Below are 23,090 nucleotides of genomic sequence, written 5' to 3'. Positions count from 1 at the left end.
TAGAATTGCGCACTTTTTGATCAGAGGCACACTTCAAGTGCCCATCCGTTGTCTCGTCGTGCACGATCGGCAGCGTCATTCAATACCGAGGTTAGACATGTCCACCACCATCGCAAAAGCCAACCCCAAGGTTGGCTTTGTTTCCCTGGGTTGCCCGAAGGCTCTGGTTGACTCCGAGCGCATCCTCACGCAACTGCGCATGGAAGGCTATGACGTTGTGTCCACCTACCAGGACGCTGACGTGGTGGTGGTCAACACCTGCGGCTTCATTGACTCGGCCAAGGCAGAGTCGCTGGAAGTGATCGGCGAAGCGATCAAGGAAAACGGCAAGGTCATCGTGACCGGCTGCATGGGTGTGGAAGAAGGCAATATCCGCAATGTGCACCCAAGCGTGCTCGCGGTGACCGGCCCGCAGCAGTACGAGCAGGTGGTCAACGCCGTGCACCAGGTGGTGCCGCCACGCCAGGACCACAACCCGCTGATCGACCTGGTGCCGCCGCAAGGCATCAAGCTGACCCCGCGCCACTACGCGTACCTGAAGATCTCCGAAGGCTGCAACCACAGCTGCAGCTTCTGCATCATCCCGTCGATGCGCGGCAAGCTGGTCAGCCGCCCGGTGGGTGACGTACTGGACGAGGCCCAGCGTCTGGTCAAATCCGGCGTGAAAGAGCTGCTGGTGATCTCCCAGGACACCAGCGCCTACGGCGTCGACGTGAAATACCGCACCGGCTTCTGGAACGGCGCGCCGGTGAAAACCCGCATGACCGAACTCTGCGAAGCCTTGAGCAGCCTGGGTGTGTGGGTGCGCCTGCACTACGTTTACCCGTACCCGCACGTGGACGAGCTGATCCCGCTGATGGCCGCCGGCAAGATCCTGCCGTACCTGGACATCCCGTTCCAGCACGCCAGCCCGAAAGTGCTCAAGGCCATGAAACGCCCGGCATTCGAAGACAAGACCCTGGCGCGCATCAAGAACTGGCGCGAGATCTGCCCGGAGCTGATCATCCGTTCGACCTTCATCGTCGGCTTCCCCGGCGAAACCGAAGAAGACTTCCAGTACCTGCTGGACTGGCTGACAGAAGCCCAACTGGATCGCGTCGGCTGCTTCCAGTACTCACCGGTTGAAGGCGCCCCGGCCAACCTGCTGGACCTGGCCGTAGTGCCGGACGACGTCAAGCAGGACCGTTGGGAGCGTTTCATGGCGCACCAGCAGGCTATCAGCTCGGCGCGCCTGCAACTGCGCATCGGCAAGGAAATCGAAGTGCTGATCGACGAAGTCGACGAGCAAGGCGCGGTTGGCCGCTGCTTCTTCGATGCACCGGAAATCGACGGTAACGTGTTTATCGACGATGCCAGCGGCTTGAAGCCGGGTGACAAGGTCTGGTGCACCGTGACGGACGCCGACGAGTACGATTTGTGGGCTGAAAAGCGCGACTGATCGGCGACAAAATCAAAAGCCCTGCATCTGATCAAGATGTGGGGCTTTTTTAGGTCTATCGTTTGCCCATCGCCCCTCACTGGCAGGAAGCAGCGGCATGCGTCAGCATTCGGTTATCCATACCCCCAAAACCAGCGATTATCAAAAACTGACTGAAATCTGGGAGTCCTCAGTGCGGGCCACCCACGATTTTTTGCCGGAGAGCTACATCGAGCGACTGAGGCATCTGGTGCTGACGCACTATTTGGACACAGTGATGCTGATCTGCACCAAGGACTCGCATCAATGCATCACCGGGTTCGCTGGCGTGGCCGCGGGCAAGGTCGAAATGCTGTTTATCGACCCGCAGCACCGGGGCCAGGGCCTTGGCCGGCAATTGCTGCGCTATGCCATTGAACGCATGAACGCCGACGAACTCGAGGTGAACGAACAGAACCCCCAGGCCCTGGGCTTTTACCTCATGCAAGGCTTCGAGGTGGTCGGACGCACGGAGCATGATGGCCTGGGCCAGCCTTATCCGTTGCTGCGTCTGCGTTTGCGCCAGGCGCAACAGCAGTCCCGCCAGGGTTAAATGAAATGGGGCCGGGATTAACCGGCTCCAGGCAGGTACAATAGCCGCCCCCTTTTGTTACGGCCCTTGTCATGACTGACCCCATACGCCTCTCCAAACGCCTTATCGAACTGGTCGGTTGCTCCCGTCGGGAGGCTGAGCTGTTCATTGAAGGCGGCTGGGTCTCGGTGGACGGTGAAGTGATCGACGAGCCGCAGTTCAAGGTCACCACCCAGAAGGTCGAACTCGACCCCGAGGCCAAGGCCACCGTGCCCGAGCCGGTGACCATCCTGCTGCACGCCCCTGTCGGCGTGGATGCCGAAACGGCCATGGCGTCGATCAGCGCCGAAACACTCTCGGAAGAACATCGCTTCAGCAAGCGCCCGCTCAAGGGCCACTTCCTGCGCCTGACCGCCAGCGCCGACCTGCAAGCCAAGGCCAGCGGCCTTCTGGTGTTCACGCAGGATTGGAAGATCCTGCGCAAGCTGACCGCCGATGCCGCCAAGATCGAGCAGGAATACGTGGTGGAAGTCGAGGGTGACATGGTTGCCCACGGCCTCAACCGCCTGAACCACGGCCTGACCTACAAAGGCAAGGAGCTGCCGGCCGTCAAAGCCAGCTGGCAGAACGAAAACCGCCTGCGTTTTGCAATGAAAAACCCGCAGCCGGGCGTGATTGCACTGTTTTGCGAAGCGGTTGGCCTCAAGGTCATCGCCATTCGTCGTATCCGCATCGGCGGCGTGTCCATCGGCAAAGTGCCGGTTGGCCAATGGCGTTACCTGTCCGGCAAAGAGAAGTTCTAAGCCGCTCCCCTATTATCGACACCGCCTGCCTGGGCGGTGTCCACCGTTGAAAACCAGGATTGCCCACCATGATTCACAATGACGTACTGCGCAGCGTGCGCTACATGCTCGACATCAGCGACAACAAAATGGTCGAGATCACCAAGCTCGGCGGCATGGACGTAACCAAGGAAGACCTGCTGACCTACCTCAAGAAAGATGAGGAAGAAGGCTTCGTGTTCTGCCCGGATGAAGTCATGGCGCACTTCCTTGATGGCCTGGTGATCTTCAAGCGCGGCAAGGACGAAAGCCGTCCGCCGCAGCCGATCGAAACCCCGATCACCAACAACATCATCCTCAAGAAGCTGCGCGTGGCCTTTGAACTGAAGGAAGACGACATGCACGCCATCCTCAAGGCGGCCGAGTTCCCGGTGTCCAAGCCTGAGTTGAGCGCGCTGTTCCGCAAGTTCGGCCACACCAACTACCGGACCTGCGGTGACCAGTTGCTGCGCAACTTCCTCAAGGGCCTGACGCTGCGGGTTCGTGCGTAAGCCATGAATTACCATGTCTCGCCCGTCGGTTTCGTGCGCTCCTGCTTCAAGGAGAAGTTCGCGATCCCGCGCCAACCGCAGCTGGCACCCGCCGCTCGGGGCGTGCTGGAATTGGTGGCGCCGTTCGACGGGGGTGAGGCGGTGCAGGGCCTGGAGCAGGTCAGTCATGTGTGGCTGCTGTTTCTGTTCCACCAGGCCCTGGAAGACAAGCCGCGCCTGAAAGTGCGCCCGCCGCGCTTGGGTGGCAACACCTCCATGGGCGTGTTTGCTACCCGCGCGACCCATCGCCCCAATGGTATTGGCCAGTCGGTGGTGAAACTGGACAAGGTCGAGCCAGGACGGTTGTGGATTTCCGGGATAGACCTGCTCGACGGCACGCCGGTGCTGGATATCAAGCCATATGTGCCGTATGCCGACATTGTCGACACGGCCACCAACGGGATCGCCAGCGCTGCGCCGCAGCTGATTCCCGTGCAATGGCTGAAGACTGCGCTGCATCAGGCGCAAAGCCATGCTCAGCGCTTGGATGAGCCGTTGGTGGCGTTGATTGAGCAGTGCCTGGCGCAGGACCCACGGCCGGCGTATCAAACGCCGGGGCCGGAGCGAGAGTATGGCGCGCAGTTCTGGGACGTGGATGTGCGTTGGCACTATCCCGAGGCTGGGCTGATTTGTGTGTTGGAAGTGCTTCCAGCCAGCTAAACGCCGAAAACAACTGTGGGAGCTGCTTCTGTGGGAGCTGGCTTGCCTGCGATGCAGACGCCTCGGTCATTCATTTGAACCGAGGTGATGCTATCGCAGGCAAGCCAGCTCCCACAGAAACCAGCTCCCACATTTTTTGATCTGTGTTTATTTCTCGACGAACGCTCGCTCGATCAGGTAATCACCCGGCTCACGCATGCGTGGCGACACTTTCAGGCCGAAGCTGTTCAACACTTCACTGGTTTCATCCAGCATGCTCGGGCTGCCGCACAGCATGGCGCGGTCGTCCTCGGGGTTGATCGGTGGCAGACCGATGTCGCTGAACAACTTACCGCTGCGCATCAGGTCGGTCAGGCGGCCTTCGTTTTCGAACGGCTCGCGGGTCACGGTTGGGTAGTAGATCAACTTGTCACGCAGGGCCTCGCCGAAGAATTCGTTCTGCGGCAGGTGCTCGGTGATGAATTCGCGGTAAGCGACCTCGTTGACGTAACGCACGCCGTGGCACAGGATCACTTTTTCAAAGCGCTCGTAGGTTTCCGGGTCCTGGATCACGCTCATGAACGGAGCAAGGCCGGTACCGGTGCTGAGCAGGTACAGGTGTTTGCCCGGCTTCAAATCGTCAAGCACGAGGGTGCCTGTCGGTTTTTTGCTGATGATGATCTCGTCGCCTTCCTTCAAGTGCTGCAATTGGGAAGTCAGCGGGCCATCTGGCACCTTGATACTGAAGAACTCCAGATGCTCTTCCCAGTTCGGGCTGGCAATGGAGTAAGCGCGCATGAGCGGGCGGCCGTTGGGCTGTTGCAGGCCGATCATCACGAACTGACCGTTCTCGAAGCGCAGGCCCGGATCACGGGTGCACTTGAAGCTGAACAGAGTGTCGTTCCAGTGATGAACACTGAGGACACGCTCGTGGTTCATGTTGCTCATGTACGGGGAACTCCTGGAAATGGGTCTGCGCCAAAGGTGTAGATGCGCAATTGCACAGCATTCTAATGGCGGCGACAATATCTGTTAACTGGATTATTAAGATAAGGGTTATCGGTTATATCGATATGCGATTTACTCTCCGTCAACTGCAAGTCTTCGTCGCCGTCGCCCAGCAGGAAAGCGTCTCACGCGCTGCTGGCCTTCTGGCCTTATCTCAATCCGCCGCCAGCACCTCGATCACCGAGCTGGAGCGTCAATCCAGCTGCCAATTGTTCGACCGCGCGGGCAAGCGCCTGAGCCTCAACGCCCTCGGTCATCAGCTGTTGCCCCAGGCCGTGGCGCTTTTGGACCAGGCCAAGGAGATCGAGGACCTGCTCAACGGCAAGTCCGGGTTTGGCTCCCTGGCGGTCGGCGCCACCCTGACCATCGGAAATTACCTCGCCACGCTGCTGATCGGCAGCTTCATGCAGCAACATCCCGAGAGCCAGGTGAAGCTGCATGTGCAGAACACTGCACATATCGTGCACCAAGTCGCGCACTACGAAATTGACTTGGGTCTAATCGAAGGCGACTGCAGCCACCCGGACATCGAGGTGCAAACCTGGGTGGAAGATGAGCTGGTGGTGTTTTGTGCGCCGCAGCATCACCTGGCCAAGCGTGGCGTGGCGACCATGGCAGAGTTGACTCATGAAGCCTGGATTTTGCGCGAACAAGGCTCAGGCACGCGCTTGACGTTTGACCAGGCCATGCGCCATCACCGCAGCGCGCTGAATATCCGCCTGGAGCTGGAACACACTGAGGCCATCAAACGGGCGGTGGAGTCAGGGTTGGGGATTGGCTGTATTTCCCGGCTGGCGCTGCGTGACGCGTTCCGCCGTGGCAGTTTGGTACCCGTGGAAACCCCGGACCTTGACCTGGCCCGGCAGTTCTACTTCATCTGGCATAAACAGAAGTACCAGACCTCAGCGATGCGCGAGTTCCTGGAGCTTTGCCGCGCCTTTACCGCTGGGGTCCAGCGCAGCGACGAGATCGTGCTGCCGAGCATTGCCTGAGCCTTAGATCAGGATCACGGCCCACACCAGGGTGATCATGGTCAGCGCGACAAACTGCGCAGCGCTGCCCATGTCCTTGGCGTTCTTCGACAGCGGGTGGCGGTCCAGGGAGATGCGGTCGATGGCGGCTTCAACCGCCGAGTTGAGCAGCTCGACAATCAGGGCCAGCAGGCACACGGCGATCAACAACGCGCGTTCGACGCGGCTGACATTCAGGAAAAAGCTCAGCGGGATCAGGATGACGTTCAGCAACACCAATTGGCGGAATGCTGCCTCGCCCGTGAAAGCCGCGCGCAGGCCATCCAGGGAATAGCCACCTGCGTTAAAGATACGTTTGATACCGGTTTGACCCTTGAAAGGCGACATAGACGTAGGCAACTGAACCAAAGAAGTGGGGAAACTAGATCACGCCAAGTCAAAAAAGCGTGAACCGCTGAACGCTTAATGCTGCGAAATTGACTCAAGTTGTTGCAGGAGCAATGCCGCCTGGGTGCGCGTACGCACGCCCAGCTTGCGGAAGATCGCCGTGACATGGGCCTTGATGGTCGCTTCCGATACGCTCAGCTCGTAGGCAATCTGCTTGTTCAACAAACCTTCGCAAACCATGGTCAGCACACGAAACTGCTGCGGCGTCAGGCTGGCCAGTCCATCGCGGGCGGCCTTGGCTTCGTCGGACACGTTAATTTCTTCAAACGCTTGCGGCGGCCAGGACACATCGCCATCCAGCACGGTGCGCACGGCTTTCTGGATATCTTCCATGGCACTGGACTTGGGGATGAAACCGCTGGCGCCAAACTCCTTGGAGCGCACCACCACATCGGCGTCTTCCTGGGCCGAAACCATCACCACGGGGATCTGCGGGTATTGCCCGCGCAACAGCACCAGCCCGGAAAAACCATAGGCGCCGGGCATGTTCAGGTCGAGCAGCACCAAGTCCCAGTCGGACTTTTCGGCAAGGCGGGCTTCCAGTTCGGCAATGCTGGCCACCTCGACCAGGCGCACGTCCGGGCCAAGGCCTAGGGTCACGGCTTGATGCAGCGCACTGCGAAACAGCGGGTGGTCATCGGCTATCAGGATTTCGTATGTGGCCATTGATTAAATGATCCTGTTTTTTATGGGAGTCCTGATGGGTTCAGGGCTCGCCAGTACACAAGGCGGCAGCCAGGCAGCTGTCGCCACAGGGCACGCTCAACGTCAAAAGCACCTGAAACGACGTCGAAAATTCACGGTTGCACCCCAATCGGCGCTCAGCATGCCCAGCGTAGCCTGGGGGGTCAAGCACTACGCCCACGGGCATTTTAGCGACGTGCGGGTTTAGGGGGCCATCATGCAAACGTCGTGTGGCTATCCCGCGTGTATATAGGGCGCAAGACGAGTATGGACGATGTCCGTCGGGTCCAGGGGTAACTGGAATTTGGCCGCCAGGTAATGCGTGCTGAACACGTCGAGGTAGGCATCGAGTACTTCGCAGGCAGCCTGGTCATCGGCCAGTTCAAGGCACAGGGCGGCGACTTCGGCGGTGCAAAAATGATCATCACGCTTGGACCGGCGCAGTTTGTAGCGCGACAGTTGCTCCGGCGCCAGGCTGAGTACCGGCAAATGCTCAAGGTAGGGGCTTTTGCGGAACATCTTGCGTGCTTCACTCCAAGTGCCATCCAGCAAGATGAACAACGGGCGCTTGCCCTCCTCCACCTTTACTTCGCTGACCACGCGCTCGGGCGCCACAAATTCACCGGGGAACACGATGTAGGGCTGCCACTGCGGGTCGGCCAACAAGGTGAGCAAGTCCGGATCGACTTCGGTGCGCGACCAAGCGAATGCGGTGGTGTCCTCGATTACGTCGGCGATCAGCCAGCCGGTGTTGCTGGGCTTCATCGGTTCCACGTCATGCATCAGTAGACACATGGCAGATCGGGCCTCGACCTTGGGGCGCCAGGCACACAGACAGTATTGCGGGATAACCCGGCAACCGGGGCAGCGTTCGGCACGCGAGCCACGATTGAGGAACGGCCGCACGGCGCGAGCCAGACGTTGGGTACGCAGGCGGGAGACGGCGTGGCTCATCGGATGCGCCGGTAAAACGGGTAAATCGACACGGTGGAAACTCGTGGAAGGCTGAAGTGGCCGCAGTTTACCAGCGATACGCCTGGCTGTAGTGGCAAGGGCTCACCTATAATTGCGCGCCACTGAACGCACAGCCCAGTGGCTGGTCTATGCACCAGTAACCGAATCAGGAGAGTTTCATGCTGCGTTCCATGCTGCGTCTTGTCGCCCCATCCGTCGCCCTCGCGCTGGTATTGCCCGTGTGCGCCCAGGCGGCCTCGCTGCTGGAGGCCCAAATGAACAGGAAGCTGCAAAGCGTCGCGGCTGAGAGCAATAAGGACCTGCCCCGGGAAATCGACGAAAAAACCCTGGAAGTGGCCTACACCGTTGAAGGCATGCAACTGATCGATCACCTGAGCGTGATGTCCGACCGCGCCGAACAGATGCGCGCCAACCCCAAGGCTGTGTACTTCCAGCTTGGCCAAAGCGTATGCCTGAACAAAGGCTACCGCGAGCTGATGGCCAAAGGTGCAGTGATGCGCTACGAAATCACCGAGAACAAGACCAACCGTCCCGTGGCGTCGGTCAAATTCGTTGAAGCAGATTGCCCGGCACCGGCTGCGGCGAAAAAGAAAAAGTAACTGTTTTACCTTCGCGCGCTGCTGCCCGGCAGCGCGCACTCCCCCCGCGTCAACTCCTTCCAGGCAACCAAGTGCCCTATTGAGCGACCAATAAGTGGTTGCCAGCCAAGGGTTTTTCGGCCCATGATCAAGTCATTCCAGCCATTTATTCTCAGCACTTTTCATGCTGTTCTGTAACATTTTCAGGGCAAAAGAAGGTTGCCCCCTGCGGCAAGCAGCGACACATGCAGTGTCGTAGCCTCCGGCGAACCTCTCGTCGGCCACCCGGGCCCTGCAAGAAGGAGACGTTGAATGCCTTACGAACCGAATGACCGCCTGCTTCGACATTTTGAAGAGAATGGGGCCGACCTCACGCAGCAGGTCGAAGCTCAACTCCAACTGATCGCTCCCAACAGCCCGAATATCCCCCTGTATCGCGACATGATCCTCACCGTGCTGCGCATGGCTCAGGACGACCGCAACCGCTGGAACGCCAAGATCACCCTCCAAGCCATCCGCGAATTGGACCATGCCTTCCGCGTGCTCGAACAGTTCAAGGGCCGCCGCAAAGTGACAGTGTTCGGCTCGGCACGCACCCCGGTGGAAAGCCCGCTGTACGCCCTGGCCCGCGAAGTCGGCGCAGCGCTGGCACGCTCGGACCTGATGGTGATCACCGGCGGTGGCGGCGGCATCATGGCCGCCGCCCATGAAGGCGCCGGCTTGGAACACAGCCTGGGGTTCAACATCACCCTGCCGTTTGAACAGCATGCCAACCCGACCATTGATGGCACTGAGAACCTGCTGTCCTTCCACTTCTTCTTTACCCGCAAGCTGTTCTTCGTCAAGGAAGCCGACGCATTGGTGTTGTGCCCAGGCGGTTTCGGCACGCTGGATGAAGCGTTGGAAGTGTTGACCCTGATTCAGACCGGCAAGAGCCCGCTGGTACCGGTAGTGCTGTTGGACGCCCCAGGCGGCGGGTTCTGGCAAGGTGCCCTGGACTTCATCCGCAGTCAGTTGGAAGCCAACCGCTATATCCTGCCTACCGACCTCAAGCTGGTACGCCTGGTGTACAGCGCCGAAGAGGCAGTGGAAGAGATCAACCAGTTTTATGCCAACTTCCACTCCACGCGCTGGTTGAAACGTGAGTTTGTGGTACGCATGAATCATCCGCTCAGTGAGCGGGCATTGGCCCATTTGCAGAGCGAGTTTGCCAGCTTGCGGCTGAGTGGGGACTTCCAGCAGCTCGGGTATACCGGCGAGGAACATGATGAGCCGAGGTTCAGCCACTTGACGCGACTGGTATTCAACTTCAACGGGCGCGATCAGGGCCGGCTGCGGGAACTGGTGGATTACATCAATTTGCCGGAGAACTGGGCACAGGCTCAGGGGAAGGCTCAGCAGCGGGTGGCGCCGGAGCCGGCGTGATTTTTTAAGCAAAAAAAAAGGCCCACTATTTTCATAGTGGGCCTTTCTTATGGCGGCTTAGGTATCTACACAATATTGTAGTGAGCGGGCTTGTCCCGCGCTGGGTGGCAAAGCCACCCCAATAAAGACACTGCCAAGTTCCAGATAAAACCAAGTCGCCTGGTTTGGGGCGGCTTCGCCACCCAGCGCCGGACAAGCCCGCTCACTACACCAACTGTGTTCAGTCGTCCATATCCCGACCGCTCAACAAGCGACTGATCATCTCCATCGAAAACCCGCGATAACTCAGGAAGCGTCCCTGCTTCGCACGCTCTCTGGCATCAATCGGAAGATGGCCAGAAAACTTGCGCCGCCAGGTGTCTTCCAACTGTGCCTGCCAGCTGATACCGCACTCACGCAGGGCAAGATCGATATCCGCACGCTGCAATCCACGTTGGCTCAGTTCTTCGCGAATACGCGCCGGGCCATAGCCGGAGCGGGCTCGATAGGAGACAAAACTTTCGAGGTAACGGGCTTCTGAAAGCAGCCCCTCTTCCGTCAAACGGTCGAGGGCAGTTTCGATCATCTCGGGTTCCGCGCCGCGCTGACGCAATTTACGCGTCAGCTCGACTCGACCATGCTCGCGTCGAGCGAGCAGGTCCATCGCGGTGCGCCGAACGGCGACGAGTGTATCCAGTACAACTGTCATCGTTTGCTTCAGATATCAGTGTCGGCTTCTTCCACTTCTTCAACCGGCTCACGGTTGGCGGCAGCTTTCACGTCTGGCGCTGGGGTCAGCAGCTTGTCGCGGATCTGCTTCTCAAGCGTGGCGGCGATGTCCGGGTTGTCTGCCAGGAACTTGGCCGAGTTGGCCTTGCCCTGACCGATCTTGCTGCCATTGTAGGCATACCAGGCACCGGATTTTTCGACGAAACCATGCAGCACGCCCAGGTCGATCATCTCGCCGTTCAGGTAGATACCCTTGCCGTAGAGAATCTGGAATTCAGCCTGACGGAAAGGCGGGGCCACTTTGTTCTTCACGACTTTAACGCGGGTTTCGCTACCCACAACCTCGTCACCTTCTTTCACCGCGCCGGTACGGCGGATATCCAGACGGACCGAAGCGTAGAACTTCAACGCGTTACCACCGGTGGTGGTTTCCGGGCTGCCGAACATCACGCCGATCTTCATACGGATCTGGTTGATGAAGATCACCAGGCAGTTGGCGTTCTTGATGTTACCGGTGATTTTACGCAGCGCTTGGGACATCAGACGGGCTTGCAGGCCCACGTGCATGTCGCCCATTTCGCCTTCGATTTCAGCCTTGGGAACCAGGGCAGCCACGGAGTCGACCACGATCACGTCGATGGCGTTGGAGCGCACCAGCATGTCGGTGATTTCCAGGGCTTGCTCACCCGTGTCCGGCTGGGAAACCAGCAGGTCGTCAACGTTGACGCCCAGCTTGCCGGCGTATTCAGGGTCCAATGCGTGCTCGGCGTCGACGAACGCGCAGGTGGCGCCCATTTTCTGCGCTTGGGCAATCACCGACAGGGTCAGGGTAGTTTTACCGGAAGATTCAGGACCGTAGATTTCAACGATACGGCCTTTTGGCAGGCCGCCAATGCCGAGCGCGATGTCCAGACCCAGAGAGCCAGTGGAAATAGCCGGGATCGCCTGACGGTCGTGATCGCCCATACGCATTACGGCACCCTTGCCGAATTGACGTTCGATCTGACCCAGGGCCGCAGCCAAGGCTTTCTTCTTGTTGTCGTCCATTAAAGTCCTCACGTAATCAATAAGGCCGGGGCGGCCAACACCTGTATAAGTAGACAGTATTGTTCCACAAAGATCGGAGATCGCCTACCCCTGATTTTCTATTTCTGCTGCAGCTCGTCGCAACAACCCCTCTAGCGCAGCCTTTACCGTTTGTCGGCGGACCTCGTCGCGGTTGCCAGGGAAGTGTTCCAGTTCGGCCGTGACGTCCTCGCCCACGCCAAAGGCCAGCCAGACAGTGCCCACCGGTTTGTCCCGGGAACCGCCATCCGGCCCCGCCACACCGCTGACCGCGACGGCAAATCGCGCCAGGCTCTTTTCCTGTGCGCCACGCACCATGGCTTCCACCACTTCCTGGCTGACGGCGCCAACTTTTGGAAACAACGTTTCCGGCACATTCAATTGCCGCGTCTTCTGTCGATTGGAATAGGTGACATAACCCGCCTCGAACCAGGCAGAACTCCCCGGAATCCGCGTGATAGCTTCCGCGATACCGCCGCCGGTGCAGGACTCGGCAGTGGTGACATGGGCGTTGAGCACCTGTAGACGGCGACCCAGTTCAGCAGCCAGTTGAGTGATTTCCTTCACGGTCGTCTCCAGACGTAGGCGGGGGTTTGCCTACCCTACAGGAGCCAATCGCACGCGCAAGTGACGGACTGTCTCAAGAAGCTAGCGGGCGACGGCGCGCACGTACGCCTGACAGGCGCGCAAGGCGATCAGGGCGTTATCACCGTCGTCGGTGATCCCGATAATTCGCTGAGCATGCGCCGGGTCAAGTCGGGCTCGCGGGGCTGCATGAACCACGCCGCCGGGGGGGGTGGTGGCTGGCACTGAACAGTCACTGGAAGCGTCGAGAAGGACTGACAACCGCACATCAGCAGTGGCCAGCCGATCGCGCAGAACAGCCTGGTGATGGTGCGCATCGCTCAACTCCCGAGCATGTTGTGTGTCGCTGGCGCTGAGTTGTTGCTCCAGGGCCAGCCGTTGCTCTTGCTCAAACTGTTGCTGGTGCAGAGCGGCCTGGATCTGTGTTGCCGACAAATGTTCAATCCGCGCCGAGTACCGCCATGCCTGCACCTGCCAGACAACTGCCACCAGCAGGCCCACGCCTATCAGCCGGCACACATTTAGGAAACGCATAACACCGCCTTCGCCCGCGCCCACAGCCGCAGGCGATCCTCCAGCCCATTGAGCCCGCCGTTGATGCGCCGCGTGATGGTGGTGAACTGCCCCTTGTCAGCCAGCTCGTTCAGGCCATTGCTCTGCCAGAACCAGCCGGCCGAGGCGGCGGCCCATTGGGGCAACTCGAGCAGCATCGGCTCGCGCAACAAACGGTCATCGCCGAACAATGCCCGGCTGCAGGCCAGATAATTGTGACTACCGGTAATCTGGATCAGCCCCCTGCCCCGGTATGCCTGGCCGTCGCCATCGGCTTGCGGGGTATTGCCCAGGCGCGCGGCCAACGGGCCGGTGTCGTACCTGCTCAGGTACGCATCACTGCCCAGTTCGCGCACATGGCGCAACTCGGCGGATTCGTGGCCGACCTGGGCGAGGAAGGCGGCGATGCGTAGTGGGCGGTCGATCTCGTAGCGAACGAACGCTGCATTCAGGGCGGTTAAAAACAGGCCCGCACGCGCACGGGCGCCAGGCATCACCTGAAGCAGTTGGGGAAGCGTCATGAGCATGGGTTTGACTCTTGGTGATCACGCCATCTTTGTAGGCAATGGTCGTCATTGGCACACCATCTGGCGGGTGTGTGCATCTGCGTGGCCGTGGAGCAACACCACAGACCACCAGCAACACAGTGCCGGTACCACCATCGCCACTTCATAGAGAAAAGTGGCCGAGGTACGACCTGTACAAATAAGTCAGCTCCAGCAGAACTCCCAGCTCGGAGCAATGGGTGTGGTGGAGTCGAAAACGAAAAGGCTCGCTCAGTGGCAGGCCGTGAATTAGCGTGAACGCCAGAGCAGTCCGCCCTGGCGAAGCTCGGAGCGGATCACCTCTTTGACCTGTTAGTCCAGGTTAAACTCGAAGCCCTCAAGCTCGCCCATGCCAAAACCGGCTGCGTATGGTCGGCCATATGAGCCTAACTTAACTCGAATAGACCAATTCGCTGCGAGACTGTTGTCGATTGTTGCGTCAGAGATGGTGGCCTCGTTGATATAGGCCCTTGCGTCATCAACCTTGAAGGGATCAGGCGGTTCAGGATCTGGCTGGTCCAGCTTGCCGATCATGTACCGTACAACACCATCGTGGATGACAGTCGTCAAGCCGTTCTTGATGCTGACCCGTGTACCGGCAACCTTAGCCTTCTCCAGGCGATCGGCCAGCTCTTCTTCTGTTTCGAGTCGGGCGTAGGTTAGGAAGAGGCGGGAATTGAACGACTCATCGCCGTAGCTCGCATCGAACTCTTCGAATTCGGCGACATGGCGATACCGCTCGGGGAGCTTCTGCAGCTCGGCCTGCATGAACTGGAGCAGGTTGGCGGTATTCTTGGGCAGGTCGTACTTGCTCCAGCTGGCCACTTCGACCGACACCATCTGACGCTCTGGCGCATTGGCCGCGCTGCCGCGGGTGCAAGAGTTAATCTCGAACTCACCGGTGACGGTATTGAGCTTCCAGCCGGAAACGCCCGGCACGCAGTTGCTGGACTGGATAGTGCCGGACATTTTCCTTGCCTCATAACGAGAAAAGCCCAGCGCGACGGCTGGGCTCTATTACGCAAGGAGATAGAAGATCATGGAGTCCAGTAAGCAATCTTGCCGCCTGCACCAACAGCTACAAAATTGCCGTTGCCGTAGGCGACGCTCCGGATATCGGTTCCTGCGAAAGTGTTGACTTGCTGAACCCAGCCGATCCCATCCTCGGAAACGGCTGTCTTGCCGCCGTCGCCGACAGCTACATACTTGCCATTACCGTAAGCAATGTCGCGGATGATGGTTCCACCGAAACTGGTATCTTCAACAGCAGTCCAGTTAAGCCCATCGGATGAATATGCCATCTTGCCATCCGCACCAACGATAAACATTTTCCCGTTGCAAAGCTTCATGGAAAGGATGGTGCTAGTGCCGAAGGTGCTGGTTACGGTCGAGAATGATTGCGAATCATTTGTCGCCATCTTCACAGCGCTAAGCAGCTTCCCATTCGATCCCGCAACCAACACAAAAACGCCAATGACGTTGACGCAGTACACTGTCTCGCTAGAAGTGAAGGTCGTAGTGCGCTCCACCTGGCCTGACCAATCACCATAACGGGAAAAGACTTTACCGTTAGACCCAACCAGTATCCAGGTCGTGTTGCTGCCGTTAATTGGCTGATAATACACAACGCCTTGCAAGTCTCCGGACGCGCGAACAGTTGCCGTAATGTCTGTCCAAGCCCTTTCAGGGCGTGCTGTGCTGCCGTAGGCCACATTGCCGGATTGAGAAAGGGCTTGAAGCTGTGTCCCAAGACCGTTCCAGTACAGGTCGTTGAGGACCTTTCCGCTATCAGAGGTGACGACGTCCTTAAGCTTGGTCCAAGCTGTACCAGTCGCGCCTCCGCTGACAAGCTGAGTGGTTGTGGGAAGACCGTTGCCACCAGCCGCATAAAACTTGCCGTCCCCAAAAACCACGCGCCTAAGCATGCCGGTGTTATCCACCGGTTGCACTTGGGTCCAAAGATCTTGCAAGGTTTGAGACGCCGAATTTGCGTTTTCCATTTTAAACTCCGTTACTTAGCTGATTTAAGTTCAGGCCTCTGTATTGGGCGTATGGCGCTCATGGGCGATTGCTCGAGGCTCGTGGCCTTCACATGATTCAGCGTCCCACATCGGGAACATTTGATCTGGAGCTCTGTAAACCCACCCGTACGGGCGAGAAGTCTTTTGCAGTTACCGCATCTGAATTCGTTCAACATCTGCAAGTCCGTTTATTTATCTGCCAAGCCCCCTCCCGCTCGTGCGAGCAGTGGGGGCCTTGGCTGGCTTGGAAGCTACTGTTGCGATCTGGCAGTATCGAGACCAGGCCGAGGCTATCCCGTAGCAATGCATGGACTACTCCTGCAACGGGCGGTATTGATCCGGATCGTCGATATTCGTGACTTCCCAGGTGCGGGCAAACAGCGGTTTACCTGTGGGATCTTCGAGCAGTGACGGGCCGAGATAGAGGTTTTGGGTGAAAGACACGCTCCAGGTGTCGTAGTCCGTTTCCGCGCCGGTGAGTGCGGAAGGTGCCGCGACAATCGCGGTGGGCAAATCGCACTGATCGGGCGGCAGGCCCCAACGGTTATCCAGGGCCAAGTCCATCAATTGGCTGGCCAGGTCGCAGGCGTCAAAGGGCGCAGCCCCGCTGGCGACCATGGCCTTGAGTGAAACTGACAAAGCGTGTGCCTTGCGCCCGGCAAGGGAGCGAACGCCCGGGCCGTTGCGCTCCACGCTGATCAAAATCCCGGTTTTATCTCCTGTTCCGGAGAAGTCCTGGTGGTTGCCTACTAGCAGTTGTGGGAAAGCGCTTTTCAGCGCGTCCGCAATCGCCACGGGCAGTTGGGAAGGTTTTTCGAGAAGTGTCATCTGCTTGCATCCTTGCAGCCGTTACTGCTGATCCGGGCGAGAGTTCGGGGGCTCGTTGACCCCAATGCGCTTGGCAGCCCAGCGTTCATAGAGGCCGATGGCCACGTCCGCGCCGGCCATGGCGGTCAGGCAACCAATGGCGCCGGAGGTCCAGATCGACATGCCGGCGGCATAGCACAGCATCAACGCCGATACCCCGCAGACCATGCACGCCCCGGACCGCAGCGCCAGGCGCCGGATCAGCGACCAACCGCGAGCGCCCTCCTTGTCGGCACGCCACATTTCGCCGGACACCCCACCCACCAGGGCCAGTGCGATCACCAGCCAGACAGGCATTTCCGCTAACACTTGCTGCTCGTTTGTCATGTCACGCCTCCTGGCTGAGCCTGCCGGCAAGGGGCCGGTATCTGGGTAAATCCATTTATAGGTAGGCATTCCAAAAAGCCCGGTTGCCCGGGCTTTTCAGTAATGCGGTCCCGCTTCGAACTGTCGGCGCTACTGGCGCGGTACGGTTCTTTCCTCAATGTTTTTCCGACCACGATCCCTGTCTGCCGGATAACTGCTTCTGGTGCTTTACGCTGCACACCCGGGTCAGTTGCCAACCCTCTGAACCGTTAAGGCCGGTTCATCGCTGCCTGTTCTTGTAACGTGATGAAACTAAAGAGCGTCGGCATCCTTGCCGGTGTTACTTGGCGTCCCTGCCATCGCTCAGATGGCATCCTTGCCGATGTTGCGTGCCTTCCTTGTCTTCCTTGGCAGCATCCTTGCCGCCTCCACCAGACCATGTTGGCTGGCTTGAGATGGAGAATATGCATGTATGCATATACAGTCAATGCATAAATGCATTTATTTCTGCGCATAAAATGCACAGATGCATTTGAAGCCCTGCAGGCAAAGGCTTTGTCGTTTTTCAGACGAAAAAAAACCCACTCGTTGGTGGGCTTTGTCTTACAGAGGACGGTTAACGGGCGTACATGCCCCACCAGAATACATGGCCGAGGATGCTGATCTGCTCATCCTGGATATCCTGAAAGCTGTAGTCCTCGTCCGGATGCTCATCCCGGTTGAAACTGCGCAGGCGAATCCCGGAAGGCAGGCGGTAGAGCTGTTTAACCCGCAGTTGGCCGTTGTGATTGATGGCATACAAGTCGCCATCGACGATGTCACCAATGCCACTCTTGCCCGCATTCACCCCGACCGTCGCGCCATCACGCAACACCGGTAACATGCTGTTGCCGCGCACCGTCACACACTTGGCCTGGTCGAACTGCACACCGTTATGCCGCAGGCTGCGTTTGCCGAATCGCAGGCTGGCCTTCTCGCTTTCCTCGATGACGAATCTTCCTGATCCAGCAGCCAATTCAACCTCGCGCAAAAAGGGGATCGACACCTCGTCATCATTAACGGGCGTGTCGTCGTCCCACAGGCTTATGTCCTTGAGTTCCGAATGCATCGGGTCGCGCCCGTCATCGCGCAAAGCCCCCACCGCCGCGCGGCCGCGCAGTTGGTCGGTGCTCACGCGGAAGTACTCGGCGATGCGCGAGATGTGCTTGTCCGACGGATCAACGATCTTGCCGCTGAGGATCCGGGACAATGTGGATTGAGGCACGCCAGTGCGCCGGTGAAGCTCCGTGGGGGAGATCCGGTCGCGGTCCAGCAGCTCTCTTAAGACGATAGAAACGTTGCGTTTTTGCATAACGGGGATAGTGACGGGAGTTTTTGGGGTTGGCAAATGCTAATTTGCATTCTTATGCATAAATCATGCATTTACCGGGCCGACCTACCTATATTGATGTGAACTGCGAACCCCCAACCTCGCGTGTTAACCTTGCGCCCATTGCAAAATCAGCCGGGCCGAGTGCCCCACCTTTGCCCCATCACTTTCAACGAATTTGCCTATTACCCAATGAGTAAAAACACCTCCGATCTGTCCTCCCACACCCCGATGATGCAGCAGTACTGGCGCCTCAAAAACCAGCACCCTGATCAGTTGATGTTCTATCGCATGGGCGACTTCTACGAGATCTTCTACGAAGACGCGAAGAAGGCCGCCAAGTTGCTGGACATCACCCTGACCGCGCGTGGGCAGTCGGCGGGGCAGTCGATTCCGATGTGTGGGATTCCTTACCATTCGTTGGAAGGCTACCTGGTCAAGCTGGTGAAACTGGGCGAGTCGGTGGTGATCTGTGAGCAGATCGGCGATCCGGCCACCAGTAAAGGACCGGTTGAGCGTCAGGTGGTGCGCATTATTACGCCGGGGACGGTGAGTGATGAAGCGCTGCTGGATGAGCGTCGCGATAACCTGATCGCCGCGGTGCTGGGTGATGAGCGTCTGTTCGGGCTTTCGGTGCTGGATATCACCAGTGGCAACTTCACTGTGCTGGAGATCAAGGGCTGGGAGAATCTGCTGGCGGAGTTGGAGCGCATCAATCCGGTGGAGTTGTTGATTCCGGATGATTGGCCGAAGGACTTGCCAGCGGAAAAACGTCGTGGGACCAAGCGTCGTGCACCGTGGGATTTTGAGCGCGATTCGGCGTTGAAAAGTCTGTGCCAGCAATTCTCGGTGCAGGACCTCAAAGGCTTCGGCTGCGAAACCCTGACCCTGGCCATTGGTGCTGCCGGTTGCTTGCTTGGCTATGCCAAGGAAACCCAGCGCACGGCCCTGCCGCATTTGCGTAGCCTGCGCCATGAGCGTCTGGACGACACAGTTGTGCTCGACGGTGCGAGCCGTCGCAACCTGGAGTTGGACACCAACCTGGCCGGCGGACGCGATAACACCCTGCAATCGGTGGTTGACCGTTGCCAGACCGCCATGGGCAGCCGTTTACTGACCCGCTGGCTGAACCGTCCGTTGCGGGACTTGAGCGTGCTGCGAGCGCGTCAGTCGTCTATTACCTGCCTGCTGGACGGCTATCGCTTTGAAAAGCTGCAGCCGCAGTTGAAGGAAATCGGCGATATCGAGCGCATTCTGGCGCGGATCGGCCTGCGCAACGCGCGCCCGCGTGACTTGGCGCGCTTGCGCGACGCCCTCAGCGCCTTGCCGCAACTGCAGGTCGCGATGACTGAACTGGATACGCCGCACCTGCAACAGCTTGCGGTAACCGCTGGCACCTACCCGGAACTGGCGGCGCTGTTGGAAAAAGCCATCATCGACAACCCGCCCGCGATCATCCGCGACGGTGGCGTATTGAAGACCGGCTACGACAGCGAGCTGGATGAACTGCAATCCCTGAGCGAAAACGCCGGGCAGTTCCTGATTGACCTGGAAGCCCGCGAAAAAGCCCGCACCGGCCTGGCCAACCTGAAAGTCGGCTATAACCGCGTGCATGGCTACTTTATTGAATTGCCCAGCAAGCAGGCCGAGTCGGCACCTATCGACTATCAACGTCGCCAGACCCTCAAAGGCGCCGAGCGTTTTATCACGCCGGAGCTGAAAGAATTCGAAGACAAGGCACTGTCCGCCAAGAGCCGCGCCCTGGCTCGGGAAAAAATGCTCTACGAAGCGTTGCTGGAAGACTTGATCAGCCAACTGGCGCCGTTGCAGGACACCGCCGCCGCCCTGGCCGAACTGGACGTGCTGAGCAACCTGGCCGAACGTGCGCTGAACCTTGACCTGAACTGCCCGCGTTTTGTCAGCGAGCCGTGCATGCGTATCGTGCAAGGTCGCCACCCTGTTGTAGAGCAGGTGCTGACCACGCCGTTCGTCGCCAACGACCTGTCGCTGGACGACGACACCCGCATGCTGGTCATCACCGGTCCGAACATGGGCGGTAAATCCACCTATATGCGTCAGACCGCCTTGATTGTGTTGCTCGCGCATATCGGCAGTTTTGTCCCGGCCGCGAGTTGCGAGCTGTCACTGGTTGATCGCATTTTCACCCGGATCGGTTCCAGCGATGACCTGGCCGGTGGCCGTTCGACCTTTATGGTGGAAATGAGCGAAACCGCCAATATCCTGCACAACGCCACCGAACGCAGCCTGGTATTGATGGACGAAGTGGGACGCGGCACCAGCACCTTCGACGGCCTGTCCCTGGCCTGGGCGGCGGCCGAGCGCCTGGCGCATTTGCGCGCCTATACGCTGTTCGCCACCCACTATTTCGAACTGACCGTTCTACCGGAGAGCGAACCACTGGTGGCCAACGTGCACTTGAACGCCACCGAGCACAACGAGCGCATCGTGTTCCTTCACCATGTGTTGCCGGGGCCTGCCAGCCAGAGTTACGGCCTGGCCGTGGCACAACTGGCCGGTGTGCCGAACGACGTAATCACCCGCGCTCGCGAGCACCTCAGCCGGCTGGAAACCACGGCGCTGCCCCATGAAACCGTGGTCACCAGCGCTGCCAAAGCCTCCAACAAGCCAGCCGCGCCGCACCAGAGCGATATGTTCGCGAGCCTGCCCCATCCGGTACTGGATGAGTTGGCAAAGCTTGACCTGGACGACTTAACGCCGCGAAAAGCGTTGGAATTGCTCTATGCACTGAAGACACGGGTCTAACGCAGACGCTTGCAAGCTGATATTATCTCGCGCGGTTTGGGATGCTGCGGGCTTTTAGCCTGGCCTGCAGACTATCGCTCCCGAACCTCGCGGACCCCGCCATAAGGGGTTTCGCTGCCGCCGCCTGAGGAGAAAATTAGAAATGACCTTCGTCGTCACCGACAACTGCATCAAGTGCAAGTACACCGACTGCGTAGAAGTGTGTCCGGTGGACTGCTTCTACGAAGGCCCGAATTTCCTGGTTATCCACCCGGATGAGTGCATCGATTGCGCCCTGTGTGAGCCTGAATGCCCGGCCGTCGCTATTTTCTCCGAGGATGAAGTCCCGGCAGAGATGCAGCAATTTATTCAGTTGAACGTCGAGCTGGCGGAAATCTGGCCGAACATCACTGAGCGCAAGGACCCGATGCCGGACGCAGCGGAGTGGGATGGCAAAAAAGGTAAGATTGCAGAGCTCGAACGCTAATAACGTCGCCTCCCCCTAAAAAGGCCCCTTGCGGGCCTTTTCGCGTTTTTGGATGGCGGGTTTCACTTTTCTACAGGCAAAAAAAAGGGGCGGTATGACCCGCCCACATTTTTTCCCTAGTCCCTTTATTCCTTTTCATCATCCTGATGAATCGCATCCTGCGACGTTCCTTCAACCATCGTTCCTTGATGGCTGTGCCAATCCGTGGACACAGGGCTGATGTTAGAGAGTTCCATAGGAAGTTCAAAGGCTTCTAACCCATTGGCTGACAGGCTCTCGCGGAAACCATGAAATAATTAATTGTTATATTTCAATTAGATAGAAAAAGCTCTCGAAGAACTGGGCCGCACAAGACGGGTAAAAAAACCAATCGCTTACGAAAAAGTAAGTAAATGCTTACACGACCAATTGCGTAAATGCGTAACAGACACCGCTTGACCGTCCTCCAGACATGAAAAAGCCCCGACAGGGTCGAGGCTTTTTCCCTGCATCACCCTCAGTCGTCGCTGACGGTAATAGTCGGCATGGCCGGCGCTGCGGCTTCCTGCAGGACGATTCGCGCGCCCACGTGACGTGCAAGCTCCTGATAGATCATGGCGACCGGGCTATCCGGCTCGGCTACTACGGTGGGCTTGCCGCCGTCCGCCTGCTCACGGATCAGCATTGACAACGGCAGCGAGGCCAACAGTTCCACACCGTATTGAGTCGCCAGCTTCTCGCCACCGCCCTCACCAAACAGGTGCTCGGCGTGGCCGCAGTTGGAGCAGATATGCACCGCCATGTTCTCAACCACGCCCAGCACCGGGATATTGACCTTGCGGAACATCTCCACGCCTTTTTTCGCGTCGAGCAGCGCCAGGTCCTGGGGGGTGGTGACAATCACCGCGCCGGCCACCGGGACTTTCTGCGCCAGGGTCAGCTGGATATCGCCGGTGCCTGGCGGCATGTCGATCACCAGGTAATCCAGATCGCCCCAAGCGGTCTGGGTAACCAGTTGCAGCAACGCGCCGGAAACCATCGGCCCGCGCCAGACCATCGGCGTGTTGTCATCGGTGAGGAAAGCCATGGACATCACTTCCACGCCCAGGGATTCGATAGGCACGAACCACTTCTGGTCCTTGACCTTCGGCCGCGTGCCTTCGGCGATGCCGAACATCACACCTTGGCTCGGGCCGTAGATATCCGCGTCGAGAATGCCCACGCGCGCACCTTCACGAGCCAGGGCCAGGGCCAGGTTGGCCGCCGTGGTGGACTTACCCACGCCGCCCTTGCCGGACGCCACGGCTACAACGTTCTTGACGTTGGCCAGACCCGGAATCTGCGCCTGGGCCTTGTGCGCGGCGATCACGCATTGAATGTCGACCTTGGCCGACCGTACGCCGTCCAGGCCTTCGATGGCCATTTGCAGCATCTGCGCCCATCCGTTCTTGAAAAGGCCTGCGGCATAGCCCAATTCCAACTGGACCGACACCTGGTCGCCGTGGACTTCGATGGCGCGCACACAGCCGGAACTGACCGGGTCCTGGTTCAAATAGGGGTCGGTGTACTGGCGAAGAACGGCTTCCACCGCTGCGCGATTGACGGCGCTCATGGGCTACTCCCGAAAAAGACTGACTGAAACAGGCGGCTATCCTAACCGTTCCAGCAGCCCAACGGCATGCTTTCGCAGGTTCGGAGGATTCTGAAACAGCGCCACGGGGTGAAATATATTTCCCGGCGCTTTATAGTGGCCGAC

26 protein-coding genes are annotated in these 23,090 nt (G+C 58.8%); 10 read left to right on the top strand and 16 right to left on the bottom strand.

The genetic code is table 11. The annotated features are described in order from the left end of the window. The first annotated feature begins 97 nt into the window (after positions 1-97). From rimO to tsaA, 5 genes are all read left to right on the top strand, one after another. The gene (gene rimO / locus AB4O35_RS11935) at positions 98-1,438 is read left to right on the top strand and encodes a 30S ribosomal protein S12 methylthiotransferase RimO (protein WP_046384502.1); all 1,341 of its coding nucleotides are present in this window, start codon (positions 98-100) and stop codon (positions 1,436-1,438) included. 97 nt (positions 1,439-1,535) lie between these two features. After that, a complete protein-coding gene (locus AB4O35_RS11930) occupies positions 1,536-2,009 on the top strand; it encodes a GNAT family N-acetyltransferase (protein WP_065945368.1) in 474 nt (157 codons plus the stop codon). A 71-nt stretch (positions 2,010-2,080) separates the two neighbouring features. Further along, positions 2,081-2,791 carry an rRNA pseudouridine synthase gene (locus AB4O35_RS11925; protein ID WP_065872498.1) on the top strand — a complete coding sequence of 237 codons (711 nt, stop codon included), beginning with the start codon at positions 2,081-2,083 and terminating at the stop codon, positions 2,789-2,791. Between the two features lie 68 nt (positions 2,792-2,859). After that, entirely contained in the window at positions 2,860-3,321 is a 462-nt protein-coding gene (locus AB4O35_RS11920) for a YehS family protein (protein ID WP_049709728.1), read from the top strand. Positions 3,322-3,324: 3 nt separating this feature from the next. After that, the gene (gene tsaA / locus AB4O35_RS11915) at positions 3,325-4,020 is read left to right on the top strand and encodes a tRNA (N6-threonylcarbamoyladenosine(37)-N6)-methyltransferase TrmO (protein ID WP_065872499.1); all 696 of its coding nucleotides are present in this window, start codon (positions 3,325-3,327) and stop codon (positions 4,018-4,020) included. A 147-nt stretch (positions 4,021-4,167) separates the two neighbouring features. Here tsaA and fpr read toward each other — a convergent pair whose 3' ends face one another. Further along, positions 4,168-4,947, bottom strand: a complete 780-nt coding sequence (gene fpr / locus AB4O35_RS11910) for a ferredoxin-NADP reductase (RefSeq protein ID WP_003189055.1) — start codon at positions 4,945-4,947, stop codon at positions 4,168-4,170. A gap of 125 nt (positions 4,948-5,072) precedes the next feature. Here fpr and AB4O35_RS11905 point away from each other — a divergent pair, with 125 nt between their 5' ends. Further along, a complete protein-coding gene (locus tag AB4O35_RS11905; protein WP_049709730.1) occupies positions 5,073-5,999 on the top strand; it encodes a LysR family transcriptional regulator in 927 nt (308 codons plus the stop codon). A 3-nt stretch (positions 6,000-6,002) separates the two neighbouring features. Here AB4O35_RS11905 and AB4O35_RS11900 read toward each other — a convergent pair whose 3' ends face one another. The 3 genes from AB4O35_RS11900 to AB4O35_RS11890 all read right to left on the bottom strand — a co-directional run bounded on the left by AB4O35_RS11900 (position 6,003) and on the right by AB4O35_RS11890 (position 8,063). Then, the gene (locus tag AB4O35_RS11900; RefSeq protein WP_003172176.1) at positions 6,003-6,365 is read right to left on the bottom strand and encodes a diacylglycerol kinase; all 363 of its coding nucleotides are present in this window, start codon (positions 6,363-6,365) and stop codon (positions 6,003-6,005) included. Between the two features lie 75 nt (positions 6,366-6,440). Beyond that, a complete protein-coding gene (gene erdR / locus AB4O35_RS11895; protein WP_065872500.1) occupies positions 6,441-7,091 on the bottom strand; it encodes a response regulator transcription factor ErdR in 651 nt (216 codons plus the stop codon). 252 nt (positions 7,092-7,343) lie between these two features. Then, positions 7,344-8,063: a tRNA-uridine aminocarboxypropyltransferase gene (locus AB4O35_RS11890; RefSeq protein WP_065872501.1), complete on the bottom strand. Its 720-nt coding sequence runs from the start codon at positions 8,061-8,063 to the stop codon at positions 7,344-7,346. Positions 8,064-8,242: 179 nt separating this feature from the next. Here AB4O35_RS11890 and AB4O35_RS11885 point away from each other — a divergent pair, with 179 nt between their 5' ends. Further along, positions 8,243-8,683, top strand: a complete 441-nt coding sequence (locus AB4O35_RS11885) for a PA3611 family quorum-sensing-regulated virulence factor (protein ID WP_049709734.1) — start codon at positions 8,243-8,245, stop codon at positions 8,681-8,683. A 291-nt stretch (positions 8,684-8,974) separates the two neighbouring features. Then, positions 8,975-10,087 (top strand): LOG family protein, encoded by a 1,113-nt coding sequence (locus tag AB4O35_RS11880; protein ID WP_065890139.1) that lies wholly within the window; start codon positions 8,975-8,977, stop codon positions 10,085-10,087. 220 nt (positions 10,088-10,307) lie between these two features. On the opposite strand, the gene recX is transcribed toward AB4O35_RS11880, so the two are convergent. From recX to AB4O35_RS11825, 11 genes are all read right to left on the bottom strand, one after another. After that, positions 10,308-10,775 carry a recombination regulator RecX gene (recX, locus tag AB4O35_RS11875; protein WP_016977936.1) on the bottom strand — a complete coding sequence of 156 codons (468 nt, stop codon included), beginning with the start codon at positions 10,773-10,775 and terminating at the stop codon, positions 10,308-10,310. A gap of 8 nt (positions 10,776-10,783) precedes the next feature. Then, entirely contained in the window at positions 10,784-11,842 is a 1,059-nt protein-coding gene (gene recA, locus AB4O35_RS11870; RefSeq protein ID WP_048720087.1) for a recombinase RecA, read from the bottom strand. Positions 11,843-11,926: 84 nt separating this feature from the next. Beyond that, positions 11,927-12,427, bottom strand: coding sequence for a CinA family protein (locus tag AB4O35_RS11865; RefSeq protein ID WP_065945367.1), 501 nt, complete (start codon positions 12,425-12,427; stop codon positions 11,927-11,929). A gap of 81 nt (positions 12,428-12,508) precedes the next feature. After that, on the bottom strand, positions 12,509-12,979 hold the full coding sequence (locus tag AB4O35_RS11860; protein ID WP_065880099.1) for a lysis system i-spanin subunit Rz: 471 nt from the start codon (positions 12,977-12,979) through the stop codon (positions 12,509-12,511). Then, positions 12,967-13,524: a glycoside hydrolase family 19 protein gene (locus tag AB4O35_RS11855; RefSeq protein ID WP_065872505.1), complete on the bottom strand. Its 558-nt coding sequence runs from the start codon at positions 13,522-13,524 to the stop codon at positions 12,967-12,969. Before AB4O35_RS11855 ends, AB4O35_RS11860 begins: the two co-directional genes overlap by 13 nt. 330 nt (positions 13,525-13,854) lie before the next feature. Further along, positions 13,855-14,511 carry a DUF1983 domain-containing protein gene (locus tag AB4O35_RS11850; RefSeq protein ID WP_139113185.1) on the bottom strand — a complete coding sequence of 219 codons (657 nt, stop codon included), beginning with the start codon at positions 14,509-14,511 and terminating at the stop codon, positions 13,855-13,857. 68 nt (positions 14,512-14,579) lie between these two features. Beyond that, positions 14,580-15,542, bottom strand: coding sequence for a hypothetical protein (locus tag AB4O35_RS11845; RefSeq protein WP_065945366.1), 963 nt, complete (start codon positions 15,540-15,542; stop codon positions 14,580-14,582). Positions 15,543-15,553: 11 nt separating this feature from the next. After that, positions 15,554-15,739, bottom strand: a complete 186-nt coding sequence (locus tag AB4O35_RS11840) for a zinc finger domain-containing protein (protein ID WP_083207058.1) — start codon at positions 15,737-15,739, stop codon at positions 15,554-15,556. Between the two features lie 136 nt (positions 15,740-15,875). Further along, positions 15,876-16,391 (bottom strand): hypothetical protein, encoded by a 516-nt coding sequence (locus tag AB4O35_RS11835; protein WP_065872507.1) that lies wholly within the window; start codon positions 16,389-16,391, stop codon positions 15,876-15,878. Between the two features lie 21 nt (positions 16,392-16,412). Continuing rightward, positions 16,413-16,757, bottom strand: a complete 345-nt coding sequence (locus AB4O35_RS11830) for a phage holin family protein (RefSeq protein ID WP_065872508.1) — start codon at positions 16,755-16,757, stop codon at positions 16,413-16,415. A 595-nt stretch (positions 16,758-17,352) separates the two neighbouring features. Then, positions 17,353-18,087 (bottom strand): LexA family transcriptional regulator, encoded by a 735-nt coding sequence (locus tag AB4O35_RS11825; protein ID WP_005785382.1) that lies wholly within the window; start codon positions 18,085-18,087, stop codon positions 17,353-17,355. A 210-nt stretch (positions 18,088-18,297) separates the two neighbouring features. Here AB4O35_RS11825 and mutS point away from each other — a divergent pair, with 210 nt between their 5' ends. Next, positions 18,298-20,889: a DNA mismatch repair protein MutS gene (gene mutS / locus AB4O35_RS11820; RefSeq protein ID WP_065945365.1), complete on the top strand. Its 2,592-nt coding sequence runs from the start codon at positions 18,298-18,300 to the stop codon at positions 20,887-20,889. 142 nt (positions 20,890-21,031) lie between these two features. Then, positions 21,032-21,355: a ferredoxin FdxA gene (gene fdxA, locus AB4O35_RS11815; protein ID WP_065872510.1), complete on the top strand. Its 324-nt coding sequence runs from the start codon at positions 21,032-21,034 to the stop codon at positions 21,353-21,355. 496 nt (positions 21,356-21,851) lie between these two features. Here fdxA and apbC read toward each other — a convergent pair whose 3' ends face one another. Then, a complete protein-coding gene (gene apbC, locus AB4O35_RS11810; protein ID WP_065945364.1) occupies positions 21,852-22,946 on the bottom strand; it encodes an iron-sulfur cluster carrier protein ApbC in 1,095 nt (364 codons plus the stop codon). Positions 22,947-23,090 lie beyond the last annotated feature (144 nt).

The organism is Pseudomonas sp. H1_A03 (assembly GCF_054685145.1).
This window is presented reverse-complemented; position numbering and strand designations above follow the sequence as displayed.

Coding starts and splice junctions, on each gene's coding strand:
- rimO (WP_046384502.1), top strand. CDS start 98: ATGTCCACCACCATCGCAAAAGCCAACCCCAAGGTTGGCTTTGTTTCC.
- AB4O35_RS11930 (WP_065945368.1), top strand. CDS start 1,536: ATGCGTCAGCATTCGGTTATCCATACCCCCAAAACCAGCGATTATCAA.
- AB4O35_RS11925 (WP_065872498.1), top strand. CDS start 2,081: ATGACTGACCCCATACGCCTCTCCAAACGCCTTATCGAACTGGTCGGT.
- AB4O35_RS11920 (WP_049709728.1), top strand. CDS start 2,860: ATGATTCACAATGACGTACTGCGCAGCGTGCGCTACATGCTCGACATC.
- tsaA (WP_065872499.1), top strand. CDS start 3,325: ATGAATTACCATGTCTCGCCCGTCGGTTTCGTGCGCTCCTGCTTCAAG.
- fpr (WP_003189055.1), bottom strand. CDS start 4,947: ATGAGCAACATGAACCACGAGCGTGTCCTCAGTGTTCATCACTGGAAC.
- AB4O35_RS11905 (WP_049709730.1), top strand. CDS start 5,073: ATGCGATTTACTCTCCGTCAACTGCAAGTCTTCGTCGCCGTCGCCCAG.
- AB4O35_RS11900 (WP_003172176.1), bottom strand. CDS start 6,365: ATGTCGCCTTTCAAGGGTCAAACCGGTATCAAACGTATCTTTAACGCA.
- erdR (WP_065872500.1), bottom strand. CDS start 7,091: ATGGCCACATACGAAATCCTGATAGCCGATGACCACCCGCTGTTTCGC.
- AB4O35_RS11890 (WP_065872501.1), bottom strand. CDS start 8,063: ATGAGCCACGCCGTCTCCCGCCTGCGTACCCAACGTCTGGCTCGCGCC.
- AB4O35_RS11885 (WP_049709734.1), top strand. CDS start 8,243: ATGCTGCGTTCCATGCTGCGTCTTGTCGCCCCATCCGTCGCCCTCGCG.
- AB4O35_RS11880 (WP_065890139.1), top strand. CDS start 8,975: ATGCCTTACGAACCGAATGACCGCCTGCTTCGACATTTTGAAGAGAAT.
- recX (WP_016977936.1), bottom strand. CDS start 10,775: ATGACAGTTGTACTGGATACACTCGTCGCCGTTCGGCGCACCGCGATG.
- recA (WP_048720087.1), bottom strand. CDS start 11,842: ATGGACGACAACAAGAAGAAAGCCTTGGCTGCGGCCCTGGGTCAGATC.
- AB4O35_RS11860 (WP_065880099.1), bottom strand. CDS start 12,979: ATGCGTTTCCTAAATGTGTGCCGGCTGATAGGCGTGGGCCTGCTGGTG.
- AB4O35_RS11855 (WP_065872505.1), bottom strand. CDS start 13,524: ATGCTCATGACGCTTCCCCAACTGCTTCAGGTGATGCCTGGCGCCCGT.
- AB4O35_RS11850 (WP_139113185.1), bottom strand. CDS start 14,511: ATGTCCGGCACTATCCAGTCCAGCAACTGCGTGCCGGGCGTTTCCGGC.
- AB4O35_RS11845 (WP_065945366.1), bottom strand. CDS start 15,542: ATGGAAAACGCAAATTCGGCGTCTCAAACCTTGCAAGATCTTTGGACC.
- AB4O35_RS11840 (WP_083207058.1), bottom strand. CDS start 15,739: ATGTTGAACGAATTCAGATGCGGTAACTGCAAAAGACTTCTCGCCCGT.
- AB4O35_RS11835 (WP_065872507.1), bottom strand. CDS start 16,391: ATGACACTTCTCGAAAAACCTTCCCAACTGCCCGTGGCGATTGCGGAC.
- AB4O35_RS11830 (WP_065872508.1), bottom strand. CDS start 16,757: ATGACAAACGAGCAGCAAGTGTTAGCGGAAATGCCTGTCTGGCTGGTG.
- AB4O35_RS11825 (WP_005785382.1), bottom strand. CDS start 18,087: ATGCAAAAACGCAACGTTTCTATCGTCTTAAGAGAGCTGCTGGACCGC.
- mutS (WP_065945365.1), top strand. CDS start 18,298: ATGAGTAAAAACACCTCCGATCTGTCCTCCCACACCCCGATGATGCAG.
- fdxA (WP_065872510.1), top strand. CDS start 21,032: ATGACCTTCGTCGTCACCGACAACTGCATCAAGTGCAAGTACACCGAC.
- apbC (WP_065945364.1), bottom strand. CDS start 22,946: ATGAGCGCCGTCAATCGCGCAGCGGTGGAAGCCGTTCTTCGCCAGTAC.